Source organism: Polaribacter vadi (genome assembly GCF_018861005.1).
Taxonomy (GTDB): Bacteria; Bacteroidota; Bacteroidia; order Flavobacteriales; family Flavobacteriaceae; genus Polaribacter; species Polaribacter vadi_A.
The window spans coordinates 238,909-255,762 of record NZ_JAHKQL010000016.1; the positions used below are offsets into that span (position 1 = coordinate 238,909).

The following is a 16,854-nucleotide window of genomic DNA, read 5'->3' on the forward strand; positions in this document are numbered from 1 at the left end:
ACTAATCTTTATTTTGAAGTTTTTCTATGATGTCTATAGAAATTGAATCAATTAATTTCTCAGAATTTTGAATCTCTTTGTTAATTATTTTCTTGTTAGAAACCATATCATTTACGGTTTTAAAAGATTTTTGATACCAACCTTTCCAAGCCTCAATAATTTGTATTTGAGTGTTTAAAGAGTCTCCTTTATTAATAGCTATTTTACTTTGTTTTAACTCATCGTTTAAACGACTTACAGCAGCTTTTTCTAAGTCAGATAAAATAGTTTTTGCAGTATTTTTATCAGCATTTAATAAAGTGTATGCAGCAATTAAAGCAGTTGTTCCTACATTTTTTAAAGTTGTTTTAGACACTTTATCTATTCTGTCATTATCTGTATGGTAAAACTGATCTGTAAAATGCCAAAACAAAACACTTGGTATGTTTTCCCTTAAAAAAGGTACGTGATCACTTCCTCCTTCAAACGGATTTGTGCTAACAACCCAATTTGCTCTTTTGCCTTGCGCTTTGAATTTATCAATTAAAAAATCGTTTAAATAATGAGGTTTCATTTGTTTTAAGTTCATTTTAGAACCACCCCATTCTGTGTGTTGGTCTTTTCCACGTGTCCAAATGGCACTTGGGTCTGGCATTTTTTCTATCAAGAAAGTTCCTCCTGTTTTTTCAGTGTCTTCACCAACCATATCTAAAGAAACTCCCCATTTAATATCTTTAGCTCTAATAGAATCTTCTTGCACATACCTTCTAGTAGATACAATTTCATCTCCCCATAAAAAGGTTAATGTTCTTTTAGGCTGATATTGTTTTTGATGGATAAATTTTGCAGTCAATGCAGCCATTTCTAATGCTACACCAACTCCAGTTGCATTATCGTTTGCACCAGGTTCTTGCACATGAGCACTAAAAACCAAACGTTCTTTTGGTTTTTCTGTTCCTTTAACTTCTGCAATAATTGTTAATTCTTCTGATGGATAAATGTTGGTTTCAATTTTTACATTTAAAGTAACTTTGCCTTTTTCTAAAGCCTTTTTTAACCGTTCTTTTGCAGCAAAAGACAATGCAATTGCCCACGGTTTGTGGATCGTATCTTGAGGAATTGATCGAAACTGAATTGAGGTTGAATTTTTTTCTGGCTGTAAATACTTTGGATTATTGTATGTGATAATTCCTGCTGCTTTACCATCTACAATTGCAGTTTTATAAATTCGATAAGGACTGGTTTCTGCAAAAACAATTTTGCCTTTCACATCAATATTAGCTATGTTTTTAAAATCTTTTATATGTACAACTTCAGCAGAGATTCCTTCTTTTGGAGTGCTGTAAGAATTTAAAGCAATCATATTTCTGTTTGCAGTATGAGATAAAAGTGGCTCTTCTTTACTGCCTTCAAATTCAACAATTGCATTCACAGATTCCCAAGTAGGTTTTTTTAGCGGTCGTTTTTCAATTCTATAAGTTAAAACATCATTTTCTGTGGCATTTTCTTCTAAAACATAACCCGCTTTTACAAGTGCTTCTTCAATTTTATAGATGCTTTTATTAAAACCAGAATTACCAACAACTCTCCAGTATTTTTCTACAAAAGAAGTAGTTTCATAAGCTAAATCTCCAGTAAATTCTTCATTGATTACATCAGCATAATTTGATGTATTTAATAGTTTTGGGTTATTATTTGTACAGTTGATAAATACTATTGTAATGCATAAAAAGTAACTTAATTTTTTGAACATAACCTGGTTTTAGAAGTTATAAAAGTAGTTTTTTTAATTCAAAATTTCTGCAACTCTTTTCTGTAATTCAGGAATTACATTTTTTTCAAACCATGGATTTTTCTGTCAACCAAAAACGGTTTCTTGGTGATGGATGAGGTAATGTAAAATATTTAGGTAAATATGCTGGATAATTATCTACAGTTTCTGTAAGTGTTCTTTTTGCTTTGTTTTTTAAGTAATAGTTTTGCGCATACATTCCTATTAAAATGATTAACTCTAAATTTGGCATTCTATCAAATAATTGCTGATGCCATTTAGGAGCGCATTCTTTTCTTGGTGGTTTGTCTCCACTTTTCCCTTTTCCTGGGTAACAAAAACCCATAGGCACAATTGCAAATTTTACTTTATTGTAAAAATTTTCATCAGAAACATTGAGCCATTTACGTAATTGTTTTCCACTTGCATCATCCCAAGGAATGCTAGATTTGTGAACTTTTGTACCTGGAGCTTGCCCCACAATTACAATTTTAGAATTTAGGTGAGTAGAAACTACAGGATTTGCTCCTAAATCTAAATGCGGTTCACAAAGCGTGCATTTTTTTATTTCTGATAAAAGGTTTTGCATATACTATTTTAGTTCTAAAGCATCACCATCAAAAGACAAACCACTAAAACCGGTTTTCATAAAGTTTCTAATATTTTGGTGTGATGTTCCATCTTTATACTCTAAAACACCTCTATAATGTTCGCCAAAACAAGCCAATGTCTCTTCTTTTGATAATTGTTGATGTGTAGCAAAAGCAAATAATTTACAAGAACCAGAATTTTCTTCGGCTTTATTTTTGATTTCACCATTTGTAAATGCAGTTGGTGTAAAGTTGTAATTCTCTTCTATTATTTGCATGGTTTCTGCAAATAAAATTGATTCTGGGTTTTCTTTTAATTTGGTTTTGAATTCTAAGATAGACATATTATGTTTTTGAGTAATTTGCACAAATTAAATCAAATTTAAAATAAAAGTAACACTCTCTGTTATAAACCTTCCAGTTTTTACGTTATATAAATAGAATGACCAAACAAGATTTTAAGCTTCAAGTATTTTCTTTGTCAGAACGATTGTTTCCTATGGTTGCTCGTTTGTTGGGTAGCAATTCTAAAGCAGAAGATGCTATACAAGAAATTATGCTAAAATTGTGGCAGAAAAGAAAAAAGATAGAAAATCATCCAAATATAAACGGATTTGTAATCTTAACTGCACGTAATTATTGTATTGATTTGTTAAGAAAAAAAACGTTGGTTTTAGAGGATTCAACATCCGAATTAAAGGTTTTAAAATCAACAAGTGATATTGAAAATCTTGAATGGAAAGAATTAAATAATATCATCTTTAAAATTTTAGAACAATTGCCTAAACAACAAAAAGAGGTTTTTTTAATGAGAGATGTAGATGGTTATGAATTTACAGAAATAGCAGCAGCTTTGAGTCTTAAAATAGAACATGTTAGAGTTTTACTCTCTAGAGCAAGAAAACAAATAGGGATTGCATTAGAAAAAAATTACGATTATGAGCGAGGAACATATTAATAACTTGATAAAAAGATACAAGGCTGGTGAAAGTTCTTTAGAAGAAGAAAAACTTTTATTTGATGCTGTAGATGAGTCAAACCCTGAAATGAAATCAGTGGCTACTTTTATTCAAAATAACAGAATTACTGCTCCAAATAATCTAAATGATAAATTATGGGGATCCTTTGAAAAAAGAAGGTCAAAATCAAAGAGACTAAAAATTGGGATATTTTCTGCAGCAGCATCTATTGCATTATTGGTTACCTTTTACATCAATATAGATCATCAAAATAAATTATCTATTAGCGAAAAACAAGCTTTATTAAATGAAGCGAAAAATATGTTTTCTGATGTAAATTCATCAGAAAATCAACATCGAATTATATTAGAAAGTGATTTGGTAGTCGTTTATTCTAAAACTAAATAAATTTCAATCTAAATAAGATTATTAACTATTAAATATATAAAAATGAAAAAATTATTATTTGCCGCTTTTTTATTAATGTGCTCTATTTCTGTAGTTAATGCACAAGATAAAGAAGAGAAAAAATCGGAAGAAAATATTTATGTAAAAGTAAAAGATGGCAAAAAACCTGTAATTTTTATTGATGGTAAAAAGTTTGATTTTCCAATGGAATTAATAGATCAAAGTAAAATAGCGTCTATTAATGTGATTAAAGGTAAAGAAGCAATAAAAAAATATAATGCACCAAATGGTGCTATTTTAATAACAACAAAAGCTTTAAAAAAATTAGACTTTTCTGATGCGAAAATAAGAGAAAATGGAGATTTAAAAGAAGGTAACCCTGCACCAATGATTATAATTGATGGAAAGGTTTCAACCAAAAAATCTTTAGATATTTTAACTCCAGAAAAAATTGAAAAAATGGAAATTTTTAAAGGAGAACAAGCAATGAAAAAATACAAAGCGAAACATGGAGTAATTGTAATTACTACTAAGAAATAGTAAATAATTTAAAAACTTAATTCCCAATAAGTAATAATCTATTTATTGGGAGTTTTTATTTACTTTTTCCCCTCAAGAACAACAACAATTTCACCTTTTGGTGGTTTTTTAGTAAAATGGGCCAAAACTTCTGTGGCAGTTCCTCTTACAGTTTCTTCAAACATTTTTGTGAGTTCTCTAGAAACAGAAACTTTTCTGTCTGCACCAAAATATTCAATAAAGTGTCCTAAAGTTTTTACCAATTTATGAGGTGATTCGTAAAAAATCATGGTTCTTGTTTCTTCAGCTAAGAGTAAAAAACGTGTTTGTCTTCCTTTTTTTACAGGTAAAAAACCTTCAAAAACAAATTTATCATTAGGTAAACCAGAATTTACCAAAGCTGGCACAAAAGCAGTTGCACCTGGTAAACATTCTACATCAATATCATTTTCTACGCAAGCTCTAGTTAATAAAAACCCAGGATCTGAAATTGCAGGAGTTCCAGCATCAGAAATAACAGCGCAAGTTTCTCCGCTTTTAATTCTATTTAAAATCCCTTCAATTGATTTATGTTCATTGTGCATATGATGACTATGCATTTGAGTGGCTATTTCAAAATGTTTTAACAATTTTCCACTTGTACGTGTGTCTTCTGCTAAAATAAAATCAGCTTCTTTTAAAACACGAATGGCTCTAAAAGTCATATCCTCTAAATTACCAATTGGTGTAGGTACTAAAAATAGTTTACTCATTGATTATAGTTTTTAGTTTTAAGTGATTAGTGTTTAGTTAACTCATCATTCAAAACACATAATTCATAACTTATTATATAGATTCATAAGTTTCTACAGTAATGTCTGCAACAACATTTCCTGTATGATTTGTAGAAAGAGGTTCAAAAAGTAAAATATGTACTTCTTCTTTGGCAACAGGTTTGTGTTCTATACCTTTTGGCACAATGTAAAATTCGCCTTCATTTATGGTGATAATTTTATCACGTAAATGCATTTCTAAAACTCCTTTTTTCACTAAAAATAATTCATCTTCATTGTCGTGTTTATGAAATACAAACTCACCTTTAACTTTGGCTAATAAAATTTGTTGTCCATTTAATTCACCTATTTTTTTAGGAGTCCATTTATCTTCAAATAAATTGAATTTCTCTTGAATGTTTACTACGCTCATAAAAACAAATTTACAAAGATTTTAATGGATAAAATGTGTAATTTTGCACATCAAAATAAAGATTCTTGCTTAGGTAAGAATGTTAGAAATAAAAATTTCAAAAGAAATGTACAGAAGTCATTCTTGTGGTGAGTTAAGAGCATCACACATAAATACAGAAGTTACACTAGCAGGTTGGGTACAAAAATCAAGAGACAAAGGTTTTATGGTTTGGGTAGACTTGCGAGATAGATATGGAATTACACAGTTAATTTTTGATGAAGAGCGCACGCCAGCAGCAATGATTGAAAAAGCAAAATCTCTTGGTAGAGAATTTGTGATTCAAGTAAAAGGTACTGTTATTGAGCGTGAATCTAAAAACAAAAATATTGCAACTGGTGAGGTTGAGGTTTTAGTTTCTGAGTTAGAGATTTTAAACGCAGCAAAATTGCCACCTTTTACAATAGAAGACAAAACTGATGGAGGAGAAGACATCAGAATGAAATATAGATACTTAGATATTAGAAGAAATCCTGTAAAAGACAGTTTAATTTTTCGTCATAAAGTAGCTATGGAAGTTCGTAAATACTTGTCTGATCAAGAATTTATAGAAGTAGAAACTCCGTATTTAATAAAATCTACTCCAGAAGGCGCAAGAGATTTTGTGGTGCCTTCTAGAATGAATGAAGGTCAGTTTTATGCATTGCCACAATCGCCTCAAACTTTTAAGCAATTGCTGATGGTTGGTGGAATGGATAAATATTTTCAGATTGTAAAGTGTTTTAGAGACGAAGATTTACGGGCAGACAGACAGCCAGAATTTACACAAATAGACTGTGAAATGGCATTTGTAGAGCAAGAAGATATCTTAAATATTTTTGAAGGATTAACCAGACATTTACTAAAAGAAGTAAATAATGTTGAGGTGGAGAAATTCCCTAGAATGTTGTATGATGATGCCATGCGTTTGTATGGAAATGACAAACCAGATATCCGTTTTGGAATGGAATTTGGCGAGTTAAATGCAGTTACACAACACAAAGATTTTGGAGTTTTTAATAATGCTGAATTAGTGATTGGAATTGCTGTTCCTGGTGGAAATGCTTACACAAGAAAAGAAATAGACAACATTATTAAATGGGTAAAAAGACCACAAGTTGGAGCTCTTGGAATGATTTATTGTAGAGTTAACGAAGATGGTACTTTTAAATCATCTGTAGATAAATTTTACGATCAAGAAGATTTAGCAAAATGGGTTGAAGTTACAGGTGCAAAACCTGGAGATTTAGTTTGTGTTTTATCTGGAGAAACGAATAAAGTTAGAGCACAAATGTCTGCATTACGTATGGAATTAGCAGAACGTTTAGGGTTAAGAGATCCTAAAGTATTTGCTCCTCTTTGGGTAATAGATTTCCCTTTATTAGAGTTAGATGAAGAAACTGGTCATTACCATGCAATGCACCATCCATTTACATCACCAAAACCTGGTCAATTAGAATTATTAGATACAAACCCTGGAGATGTTAAAGCAAATGCGTACGATTTAGTTTTAAACGGAAATGAAATTGGTGGTGGATCAATTAGAATTCATGACAAACAAATTCAGGCAACAATGTTAAAACACCTAGGTTTTTCTGAAGAAGAAGCAAAAGCACAATTTGGTTTCTTAATGGATGCTTTTGAGTATGGAGCACCACCTCATGGAGGTTTGGCTTTTGGTTTAGATAGATTGGTTGCTATTTTAGGAGGTCAAGAAACTATTAGAGATTTTATTGCTTTCCCAAAAAATAATTCTGGTAGAGATGTTATGATTGATGCACCTGCTTTTATTGATGATGAGCAATTGCAAGAGTTGAGTTTAAAACTAGATATACAAGAGTAAAATATTTCAATATAAAAGAAAACCCTATAGTTATTTATAAACTATAGGGTTTTTTCGTTTAACAATTTTTAGTACTTTTAAAATATGAAAAACCTACTTACATTTTTAGTATTATTTGTTTCGATAACATTATTCTCTCAAGAAATTACTGGTGATGAATTATTAACGAAAGCCATTCAATTTCACGACCCAAATGGAAATTGGGAAACCTTTAAAGGCGAGTTGTTTGTAATTATGGAAACTCCTAAAAATGGTGAAAGAAAGAGTAAAATAAATATTGATTTACCCAAACAATATTTTTCTGTTGTAGCTAAAAGAGATACAATTATCACTGAATTTATTGTTGATAAAGATAGCTGTAGTTTCAGCTTAAATGGAAAACAAAATTTATCAGCAGAAATAAAGAAAAAGTTTAGCTTAAACTGTGAGCGCGCAAATTTGTATAAAAATTATTACACGTATTTATATGGTTTACCAATGAAATTGAAAGATGATGGTACTGTCATTCATCAAAAAGTAGAAAAACGTCAGTTTAAAGGAAAAGATTATTTGGTGCTAAAAGCAACTTATAATAAAGAAGTGGGTAAAGATACTTGGTATTTTTATTTTAATCCAGATACTTATGCAATGGAAGTATATCAGTTTTTTAAAGAAGCAAAAGATAGTGGCGAATATATTTTATTGTCTGGTTTAGAAACAATTAATCAGGTAAAAATGCCTAAAATTAGAGCTTGGTATTATAACAAAGACAATAAATATTTAGGTACAGATATTTTATCAATCAAAAAATAAATCTCTAATAATTTAATTTAAACTTGATATAAGTTATCATTTTACCAACTTCTAAATATTGATTTTCGTAAAAAGTTTGCGTTTCTGTTACTTCTTTTGGTGCGCCTTCGTTATTATACACATTATGGTTTGCGTATATAATTTCATGGCCTTCACCATGTAATAAACCTAAAGTATAACCATGCATAAACTCAGAATCAGTTTTTAAATTCATAATACCATCTTGGTTTAAAATGGTGTGGTATTTCTTTAAAAACTTCGTGTTTGTCATTCTATGTTTGGTACGTTGAAATTTTATTTGCGGATCTGGAAAAGTAATCCAAATTTCTGAAATTTCATTTTCAGCAAAAATAAAATCGACCAATTCAATTTGTGTTCTAACAAAAGCTACATTGTCTAAATTTTCTTCGATAGCAGTTTTGGCACCTCTCCAAAAACGAGCGCCTTTAATGTCTATACCAATGTAGTTTTTATTCGGGTTTTTACGAGCTAAAGCAATAGTGTATTCACCTTTACCACAACCCATTTCAACAACAATAGGATTATTGTTGTTAAAAAAAGAATGCCATTTACCTTTATGAGAAAAGTTATTTAAAACTTCTTCTCTTGTTGGCTGAATGACATTTTTGAACGTTTCATTTTCTTTGAAACGTTTTAATTTATTTTTGCTTCCCAAGTTGTAGAATTATGCTCTGTCTTCTGTACCTTCTTTTAAAAACTTTCTAGATTGGCTCATCCAATAGTAAAGTAGAACTAAAAGTACTACTAAAAATAACCAGTTTATGCCATTAGACAACCACCAACCATAATCTGATGTAGCAACATCTAGTCGTAATTTTTTAAAAGGTAAGAATAAAATATCAGTAAATAAACTACCAATCCATCTAAATATATTGCTTGCTATCATAACTTAATTATCTTTACGCTGCAAAAATAACAAAAGAAATAATGCTAGCCAATTTTTTAAACAAATCTAAGCCAATCAATTTTATTGTTTTCTTAATTTTCTTTTTTATTGGGTTTGTTTTTAGTATTTATACCGCTTTTTTTACTAATGCTTTTCTTTTTGATAATTTATTAAAAAGTGGAGCAATACTTCTTTTCTTTTTAATAATTTTTTTTCTTTTCAATTTTATTAATTCTAAAAATAATTTAACATTCGATAATTCTTATGCTTATTTTCTATTTACAGGATTAATTGTTATGATTTTACCAGAATTAATTGGTTATAAAACTTTAATTTTAACAGTTATTTATTTACTTTTTTTAAGAAAAATATACAGTTTACATACAGCTAAAAGAATATTAGAAAAGCTTTTTGATAGCGGGTTTTGGTTGGGTGTTTTTTTTGTTTTAGAACCACTTTCAGCTTTACTATTTATTTTGGTTTATGTAGCTATTTATGTGCATAATAAAATTACGATACATACACTTTTAGCTCCAATTATTGGTTTTTTAGCACCATTATTAGTTTATTTTGCTTACTTTTTTTGGTTTGATAAAATTGATGAGTTTACAGACCTTTTTAATTTTAATATAAATTTTGATGTTCAGTTTTATAGTAAAATAAAATATCTGTGGATTTTATATAGCACCTTAATATTTGCAGTTTTTGCAATATTTTTAAAATCGATAAATACGCTATCAGTTAACAATAAATTTAAAAGAAGTTGGATTTTATTAATCTATAATTTCTTTGTTTTAATTCTTTTCTTGATGTTTCTACCAGAAAAAAATGGTTCTGAACTAATATTTATCTTGTTTCCTACAGCAATTATTTTGGCAAATGGTATTGAGTTAATTCAGAAAAACATATTTAAAAATATGGTGTTTTATTTTTTTCTAGTGAGTAGTATTGTTTGTTTTTTACTATAATTTTTCACCAAAAGCCAAATCTCCAGCATCACCTAAACCTGGTACTATATAACCTTTATTGTTTAATTCTTCATCTATAGCAGCAATCCATAAATGAGTGTTTTCTGGAAAATGTTTTTCAATAAAGTCTACACCTTCTCTAGAGCCAATTACAACAACAATATGAATCTCTTTAGGAATTCCATGTTTTTTAATCGCTTCATAAACTGCAACTAAAGATTGTCCAGTTGCTAACATTGGGTCTGCTAGTAATAATGTTTTGTTTTTTATTTCTGGTGATGCAAAATACTCAACAACAATTTCAAAATCAGCATCATTTTTTGGATGATGTCTATAGGCAGAAATAAAAGCATTTTCTGCTTTATCAAAATAATTTAGTAAACCTTGATGTAAAGGTAATCCTGCTCTTAAAATTGAACATAAAACCAAATCATTATAAGATAATTGAACCTTCTTTTTACCTAAAGGTGTTTCTATATAAACACCAGAATAAGAAAGATTTTTACTTAATTCATAACCTAAAATTTCGCCTACTCTTTCTATGTTTCTACGAAAACGTAAAGCATCTTTTTGTATCTTTTTATCTCTTAATTCTGATATAAAAGTGTTTAATACAGAATTATTTTCGCCAATATAATGTATGTGCATTTCTTGTAAATCTTAAAAACAAATATAATTTATTACTACTAAAGTTTTCTTTTGATATTTGTATTTCTCTAAAACTTTTAAAAATTGAATTATTAAAGTAATTTGTAATGCTTTTTTATATTATTATCCTCAATTTTGAAACTTAATTTTTATGAATTTATTTGTTGTATGAATAAAAGAATATTAGCATTAATAGCCGTTTCTATAGCTACATTAATTTATGGTGTAAACTATACAATTGCAAAAGAAGTTATGCCTGTTTATATAAAGCCTTTTGCTTTTATTTTATTAAGAGTTGCTGGTGGTACATTGCTTTTTTGGTTTGCTGGTTTGTTTATTAAACAACAAAAAATAGAAAAAGCAGATTATAAAAAAATAGTTTTAGCAGCCTTTTTTGGCACAGCATTAAATATGCTAGCTTTTTTTAAAGGACTAAGTTTAACAGCGCCAATTAGTGCTTCTGTAATAATGGTAACTTCACCAATAATGGTGCTTGTTTTTTCGAGTATTATAATAAAAAAAGCAATTGGTTTACAAAGAATTTTAGGAATTTTTATAGGTTTAGCAGGTGCTATTTTATTAATAACTTATGGTAACTCTTCAAGTGCAAATGCAGCCAATAGTAATTTTGGTAATTTTTTGGTCTTTGTAAATGCTGCATCTTATGGTTTGTATTTAGTGTTGGCAAAAGATTTAATTTTAAAATATCATCCAATAGTATTTGTAAAATGGTTGTATTTATTTGGGCTGTTTTTTGTAGTTCCTTTTTCTTTTAATGAGCTAAAAGAGGTAGTTTGGCAAGATATACCTACAAATATTTATTGGAATATTGGTTTTGTAATTGTCTTTACCTCTTGTATTACCTATCTTTTTAATTTATATGGCTTATCAAAATTAAAACCTACAACAGTTAGTGTTTTTATATACTTACAGCCAGTAATTGCAACAATTTATGCATTAATTGTTGGTAGTGATTCTTTAAATTTTGTTAAAATAGTAGCTACAATTATTATCTTTTTAGGTGTGTTTTTAGTTACAAAAGAGGTTGATAAAGCAACCAAATAAAACTTATATTTGCAGTTCATTTAAAATGAAGTTTGTATGATTCAATCTATGACTGGTTATGGGAAATCTGTGTTGCAATTGCCAACTAAAAAAGTAACCATAGAAATAAAATCTTTAAACAGTAAAAACTTAGATTTAAACGTTAGAATACCTTCTTACTACAAAGAAAAAGAATTAGCTGTTCGTAAAAAATTAGCAAAATCTTTAATAAGAGGTAAAGTAGATTTTTCAATTTTTGTTGAAATGACTGCAGATGAAACATCTACAACTGTAAATAATAGCGTTGTTAAAAAATACATAGAACAGTTAAGAAATACACTTGTTATTGATTCTGAATATGATGTAGAATTGCTAAAAATGGCAGTTACAATGCCAGATGCTTTAAAAACTGAACGTGAAGAGTTAGATGAAAATGAGTGGAATCTGATTGATACAAGTATAGACGAAGCTGTTAAAGAAATTGTACAATATAGAACTGATGAAGCTGCTTCTTTAGAAATAGATTTTAAAGAAAGGATTGATAATATTAAAAAATATTTAGAAGAAGTTAAAGCTTTAGATGCAGATAGAATAGAAAACGTAAAAACGCGTTTACAAAAAGCAATTAACGATTTAAAAGTAGATACAGATGAAAATCGTTTTGAGCAAGAACTAATTTATTATCTAGAAAAACTAGATATTAATGAAGAAAAAGTGCGTTTAGCAAATCATTTAGATTATTTTTTAGAAACATTAGCTACACCAGATTCTAATGGAAAAAAATTAGGGTTTATTGTACAAGAAATGGGTCGTGAAATAAACACAACAGGTTCTAAAGCTAATTTTGCACCAATGCAAAAAGCGGTAATTCAAATGAAAAATGAATTAGAACAGATTAAAGAACAAATTTTAAATGTGCTTTAATTGGTTTTTAGTTGATGGTTTTAGTTAGTAGTAAAACCCATCAACCAAAAATTAGCAACTAAAAACAAAATTTATGTCAGATTTTAAAGGAAAGTTATTCGTGTTTTCAGCACCTTCTGGTTCTGGTAAAACTACTATTGTTCGTCATTTACTAAAACAAGAAAAATTTAATTTAGAGTTTTCTATTTCAGCAACTTCTAGAGCGCCAAGAGGTGAGGAAAAAGACGGGGTAGACTATTATTTTATAGACCTTAAAGAATTTAAAACTCATATTAAAAATGATGATTTTTTAGAGTGGGAAGAAGTTTATAGAGATAATTTTTATGGTACTTTAAAAACAGAAATAGAGCGTATTTGGGCTTTAAAAAAACATGTTATTTTTGATATTGATGTTGTTGGTGGCTTAAGAATTAAAAAGAAATTTCCAGAAGAAACTTTATCTGTTTTTGTAAAACCACCAAGTGTAGATGAACTTAAAATACGTTTAAAAAAACGATCTACAGAAAGTGAAGACAAGATTAATATGCGAATTGCAAAAGCTTCTGTAGAGTTGGCAACAGCACCTCAGTTTGATAAAATTATTAAAAACTATGAGCTAGATGTTGCTTTAAAAGAAGCAGAAGAATTAGTTGGCGAGTTTTTAGAGTTAAAATAAAAAAACAAGAATAAAGAAGAGCATCTATTCTCAATGCTTTTTTTCTATCATCTTAAGTAAAATGAAAATTGGTTTATATTTTGGTACATTCAATCCTATACATGTTGGGCATTTGATTATTGCAAATTATATGGTAGAAAATTCAGATTTAGACGAAATTTGGATGGTTGTTACACCTCATAATCCATTTAAAAAGAAAAGTTCTTTATTAGATAATTATCATAGATATGAGTTGGTGTATAGAGCAACCGAAAATTATTCGAAGATAAAACCATCTGATATTGAGTTTAAATTACCACAACCCAACTATACAGTGCATACTTTAGCACATATATCAGACAAATATGCTGATAAAGAGTTTTGTTTAATTATGGGCGAAGACAATTTAAAAAGTTTCCATAAATGGAAAAACTATGAAACCATTTTAGAGCATCATCATATTTATGTGTATCCAAGAATTGCAGAAGGCACAGTAGATCATCAATTTAAAAATAGTACTAAAATTCATAAGGTAGATGCACCAATTATTCAATTGTCATCAACAATGATTAGAAACGGAATTAAGGATAAAAAGAACATAAAACCAATGTTAACCAAAGAAGTTTGGGAATATATAGATGAAATGAATTTTTATAAAAAATAGTTTCGTTATTTTTACGTTTAACTCATAAATACTAATATATTTTAGTGGATAAAAAAGCCAAAAAAAAAGGGAAACTAAAACAAAAACTAACTGACAAATACAGATTAGTAGTTTTAAACGAAAATACTTTTGAAGAACGTTTTTCTTTAAAACTATCTCGTTTAAATGTATTTGTATTGGGTGGTGTTTTATCTTTTTTATTGATTTTAGTTACTACATTTATCATCACTTTTACGCCTATTAAAGAATATATTCCGGGTTATTCTTCTACAGAATTAAAAATTAAAGCTACTAAATTGGCTTTTCAAACAGATTCTTTAAAAAGAAAACTAGATATTATAAACGACTACACAAAAGCTTTACAACCTATTTTAAATGGAGAAATTGAACCAGAAATTATAGATTCTGTTGCCTTTTCTTTAGGTAAAGTAGAAATTAAAGATAGCTTATTGCATGCTACAAGAGAAGATTCTATTTTTAGAGAAAAAATAGAAAGTCAAGATCGTTTTCCTATTCAAAATAATGCAGATACTAACGTAGAAATTGTGTTTTTTGCGCCATTGAATGGTATTATTTCTCAAAGTTTCGACCCTAATACTAAACATTTAGCTGTAGATATTACTGCACCAAAAAATGCACCAGTAAAAGCTACTGCAGATGGTACTGTAATTTTTTCTGGTTGGACCACAGAAACTGGTTATGTTCTTATCTTAAAACACGATCATGATTATATGTCTGTATACAAACACAATGGAAATTTATTGAAACAACAAGGAGATTTTGTAAAATCTGGTGAGGTAATCGCAAGCGTGGGTTCTACAGGAGAACTATCTACTGGTCCACATTTACACTTTGAACTTTGGAGTGGTGGTTATGCAGTAAATCCTACAAATTTAATTGATTTTAGATAATGAGTATAAAATCTGTATTTGCAATTCCGTTTGCTAAAATTTCTATAAAAAGAGTTTATAAATGGGCAAATAACCCTTATAAAACTCAAGATAAAGTTTTTAAAAAGTTAATATCAAAAGCTAAGAACACAGCCTTTGGTAAAGATCACGATTTTGAAAATATTACATCTTATGATGATTTTAAAAAACGTGTAAAAGTTTCAGATTACGAAGGTTTAAGAGGGTATGTAGATCGAATTGTAGAAGGTGAACCTGATGTGCTTTGGCCAGGTAAACCCTTATATTTTGCAAAAACTTCAGGTACAACTTCTGGGGCAAAATATATACCTATTACAAAAGATTCTATGCCAACGCATATTAAAGCTGCAAGAAACGCTTTGTTGTTTTATATCGTAGAAAAAAATGATGCTAGTTTTGTAAATGGTAAAATGATATTTTTACAAGGTAGCCCAGTTTTAACTGATAAAAATGGAGTAAAATTAGGTAGACTTAGTGGAATTGTAGCACATTATGTGCCTAAATATTTGCTTAAAAATAGATTGCCAAGTTGGGAAACCAACTGTATTGAAGATTGGGACACCAAAGTAAATGCAATTGTAGAAGAAACTATTAATGAAGATATGTCTGTAATTAGTGGAATTCCTTCTTGGGTACAAATGTATTTCGAAAAACTGATTGAGAAAACAGGTAAAAAGGTTTCTGAATTATTCCCGAATTTTAACTTCTTTATTTATGGAGGCGTAAATTTTGAACCTTATAAAAACAAGTTTGAAAGTTTAATTGGTAAAAAGATCGATTATATAGAATTGTATCCTGCATCAGAAGGTTTTATTGCATATCAAGATTCGCAAACAGAAAAAGGAATGTTGCTGCAATTAAACTCAGGTATGTTTTACGAATTTATACCTGCAACTGAATTTTTTGATGAAAACCCTACAAGAATATCCATCAAAGATGTAAAAATGGGTGTAAATTATGTTATCATTTTAAATACAACTGCTGGTTTGTGGGGTTATAATATTGGTGATACTGTAGAATTTACATCAACAAAACCTTATAGAATTAAAGTTACAGGTCGTATAAAGCATTTTATATCCGCCTTTGGCGAACACGTTATAGGTAAAGAAGTAGAAAAAGCATTAAATGATTCTATTTTAGGAACTAACATTAATATTAGTGAGTTTACTGTGGCTCCACAAGTAAATCCAGAAAGTGGTTTGCCTTTTCACGAATGGTTTATTGAGTTTGAAAATGAGCCAGAAGATATAGAAGATTTTGCATTAAAGGTTGATGCTTCTATGCAAGAGCAAAATATTTATTATTTTGATTTGATTGAAGGTAAAGTATTACGTCCTTTAATCATTAGAAAAGTAAAAAAAGGAGGTTTTCATAATTACATGAAATCTATTGGTAAATTTGGTGGCCAGAATAAGATTCCGCAATTATCTGATAACAGAAAAATTGCTGATGTTTTACAAGGTTTTTTAAAGAATTAAAAAAATGGGAGGAGATTATTTATTTATAGGATTAGCAGTATTTCTAGTTATTGCATATTTTTACAACAAATTTAGAAGCAGACGTTAATGAGTACAATTAGAATTACAAAACAGTTTAATTTTGAAACAGGGCACGCATTATATGGTTATGATGGAAAGTGTAAAAACGTGCATGGCCATTCTTATAAACTTTCTGTTACTGTTACTGGTACACCAATAGATGATAATACAAATGTAAAATTTGGTATGGTTATCGATTTTGGAGATTTAAAAAAGATTGTAAATGAAGAAATTGTAGATCTTTTTGATCATGCAACTGTTTTTAATAAAAACACACCTCATGTAGAATTAGCACATGAATTGCAAAAGAGAGGGCATCATGTTATTTTAGTAGATTATCAGCCAACTAGTGAAATGATGGTGATTGATTTTGCAAAGAAAATTAAGAAACGATTGCCAGAAAACATAAAATTACATTCTATAAAACTGCAAGAAACAGATACTAGTTTTGCAGAATGGTTTGCTAGCGAAAACTAGTTTTAGCATATTAGTAACATTATAACACAATAGTGTTAGGATTTACACGTTATATTT

20 protein-coding genes and 1 pseudogene are annotated in these 16,854 nt (G+C 28.9%); 13 read left to right on the top strand and 8 right to left on the bottom strand.

The window, feature by feature from the left end; translation table 11 throughout:
- Position 1 precedes the first annotated feature (1 nt).
- The 3 genes and pseudogenes from KO506_RS09325 to KO506_RS09335 form a co-directional block, all read right to left on the bottom strand.
- Positions 2-1,732, bottom strand: a complete 1,731-nt coding sequence (locus KO506_RS09325; protein ID WP_215994634.1) for a M28 family peptidase — start codon at positions 1,730-1,732, stop codon at positions 2-4.
- A gap of 33 nt (positions 1,733-1,765) precedes the next feature.
- Positions 1,766-2,339 (bottom strand): annotated as a pseudogene (locus KO506_RS09330) (uracil-DNA glycosylase family protein).
- 3 nt (positions 2,340-2,342) lie between these two features.
- Complete coding sequence (locus KO506_RS09335; RefSeq protein WP_215994635.1) at positions 2,343-2,684, bottom strand: HopJ type III effector protein; 342 nt, start codon at positions 2,682-2,684, stop codon at positions 2,343-2,345.
- Between the two features lie 98 nt (positions 2,685-2,782).
- Here KO506_RS09335 and KO506_RS09340 point away from each other — a divergent pair, with 98 nt between their 5' ends.
- From KO506_RS09340 to KO506_RS09350, 3 genes are read left to right on the top strand one after another with little or no spacing between them, the layout of a single operon-like run.
- On the top strand, positions 2,783-3,298 hold the full coding sequence (locus KO506_RS09340) for an RNA polymerase sigma factor (protein ID WP_215994636.1): 516 nt from the start codon (positions 2,783-2,785) through the stop codon (positions 3,296-3,298).
- Positions 3,279-3,707, top strand: a complete 429-nt coding sequence (locus KO506_RS09345; protein WP_215994637.1) for a hypothetical protein — start codon at positions 3,279-3,281, stop codon at positions 3,705-3,707. Before KO506_RS09340 ends, KO506_RS09345 begins: the two co-directional genes overlap by 20 nt.
- 42 nt (positions 3,708-3,749) lie before the next feature.
- Positions 3,750-4,247 carry a hypothetical protein gene (locus KO506_RS09350; protein WP_215994638.1) on the top strand — a complete coding sequence of 166 codons (498 nt, stop codon included), beginning with the start codon at positions 3,750-3,752 and terminating at the stop codon, positions 4,245-4,247.
- A gap of 59 nt (positions 4,248-4,306) precedes the next feature.
- On the opposite strand, the gene rsmI is transcribed toward KO506_RS09350, so the two are convergent.
- Both rsmI and KO506_RS09360 read right to left on the bottom strand, forming a co-directional pair.
- Complete coding sequence (gene rsmI / locus KO506_RS09355) at positions 4,307-4,978, bottom strand: 16S rRNA (cytidine(1402)-2'-O)-methyltransferase (protein ID WP_215994639.1); 672 nt, start codon at positions 4,976-4,978, stop codon at positions 4,307-4,309.
- Between the two features lie 73 nt (positions 4,979-5,051).
- Entirely contained in the window at positions 5,052-5,411 is a 360-nt protein-coding gene (locus KO506_RS09360; RefSeq protein WP_215994640.1) for a cupin domain-containing protein, read from the bottom strand.
- Between the two features lie 106 nt (positions 5,412-5,517).
- Between KO506_RS09360 and aspS the strand changes: the two genes are divergently transcribed.
- Both aspS and KO506_RS09370 read left to right on the top strand, forming a co-directional pair.
- Positions 5,518-7,272, top strand: a complete 1,755-nt coding sequence (aspS, locus tag KO506_RS09365; protein ID WP_215994704.1) for an aspartate--tRNA ligase — start codon at positions 5,518-5,520, stop codon at positions 7,270-7,272.
- Positions 7,273-7,356: 84 nt separating this feature from the next.
- Positions 7,357-8,064 carry a DUF6503 family protein gene (locus KO506_RS09370; protein ID WP_215994641.1) on the top strand — a complete coding sequence of 236 codons (708 nt, stop codon included), beginning with the start codon at positions 7,357-7,359 and terminating at the stop codon, positions 8,062-8,064.
- A gap of 4 nt (positions 8,065-8,068) precedes the next feature.
- Here the strand turns inward: KO506_RS09370 and trmB are convergent, their stop codons facing one another.
- Positions 8,069-8,740: a tRNA (guanosine(46)-N7)-methyltransferase TrmB gene (gene trmB, locus KO506_RS09375; RefSeq protein ID WP_215994642.1), complete on the bottom strand. Its 672-nt coding sequence runs from the start codon at positions 8,738-8,740 to the stop codon at positions 8,069-8,071.
- 9 nt (positions 8,741-8,749) lie between these two features.
- Positions 8,750-8,971 carry a DUF6341 family protein gene (locus tag KO506_RS09380; protein WP_215994643.1) on the bottom strand — a complete coding sequence of 74 codons (222 nt, stop codon included), beginning with the start codon at positions 8,969-8,971 and terminating at the stop codon, positions 8,750-8,752.
- A gap of 41 nt (positions 8,972-9,012) precedes the next feature.
- Between KO506_RS09380 and KO506_RS09385 the strand changes: the two genes are divergently transcribed.
- Positions 9,013-9,939 (top strand): DUF6427 family protein, encoded by a 927-nt coding sequence (locus tag KO506_RS09385; RefSeq protein ID WP_215994644.1) that lies wholly within the window; start codon positions 9,013-9,015, stop codon positions 9,937-9,939.
- Here the strand turns inward: KO506_RS09385 and upp are convergent.
- Positions 9,934-10,587 carry a uracil phosphoribosyltransferase gene (gene upp / locus KO506_RS09390; RefSeq protein WP_215994645.1) on the bottom strand — a complete coding sequence of 218 codons (654 nt, stop codon included), beginning with the start codon at positions 10,585-10,587 and terminating at the stop codon, positions 9,934-9,936. The genes KO506_RS09385 and upp overlap by 6 nt on opposite strands.
- 168 nt (positions 10,588-10,755) lie before the next feature.
- Here upp and KO506_RS09395 point away from each other — a divergent pair, with 168 nt between their 5' ends.
- The 7 genes from KO506_RS09395 to KO506_RS09425 all read left to right on the top strand — a co-directional run bounded on the left by KO506_RS09395 (position 10,756) and on the right by KO506_RS09425 (position 16,797).
- Positions 10,756-11,652 carry a DMT family transporter gene (locus KO506_RS09395; RefSeq protein ID WP_215994646.1) on the top strand — a complete coding sequence of 299 codons (897 nt, stop codon included), beginning with the start codon at positions 10,756-10,758 and terminating at the stop codon, positions 11,650-11,652.
- Between the two features lie 48 nt (positions 11,653-11,700).
- Complete coding sequence (locus tag KO506_RS09400) at positions 11,701-12,555, top strand: YicC family protein (RefSeq protein ID WP_215994705.1); 855 nt, start codon at positions 11,701-11,703, stop codon at positions 12,553-12,555.
- Positions 12,556-12,628: 73 nt separating this feature from the next.
- Entirely contained in the window at positions 12,629-13,210 is a 582-nt protein-coding gene (gmk, locus tag KO506_RS09405; RefSeq protein WP_215994647.1) for a guanylate kinase, read from the top strand.
- Positions 13,211-13,271: 61 nt separating this feature from the next.
- Positions 13,272-13,853: a nicotinate (nicotinamide) nucleotide adenylyltransferase gene (gene nadD, locus KO506_RS09410; protein WP_215994648.1), complete on the top strand. Its 582-nt coding sequence runs from the start codon at positions 13,272-13,274 to the stop codon at positions 13,851-13,853.
- Between the two features lie 44 nt (positions 13,854-13,897).
- Positions 13,898-14,764 carry a M23 family metallopeptidase gene (locus tag KO506_RS17170; RefSeq protein ID WP_215994649.1) on the top strand — a complete coding sequence of 289 codons (867 nt, stop codon included), beginning with the start codon at positions 13,898-13,900 and terminating at the stop codon, positions 14,762-14,764.
- Entirely contained in the window at positions 14,764-16,260 is a 1,497-nt protein-coding gene (locus KO506_RS09420; RefSeq protein ID WP_215994650.1) for a GH3 auxin-responsive promoter family protein, read from the top strand. Before KO506_RS17170 ends, KO506_RS09420 begins: the two co-directional genes overlap by 1 nt.
- Positions 16,261-16,347: 87 nt before the next feature.
- The gene (locus KO506_RS09425; RefSeq protein ID WP_215994651.1) at positions 16,348-16,797 is read left to right on the top strand and encodes a 6-pyruvoyl trahydropterin synthase family protein; all 450 of its coding nucleotides are present in this window, start codon (positions 16,348-16,350) and stop codon (positions 16,795-16,797) included.
- The last annotated feature ends 57 nt before the right edge of the window (positions 16,798-16,854 follow it).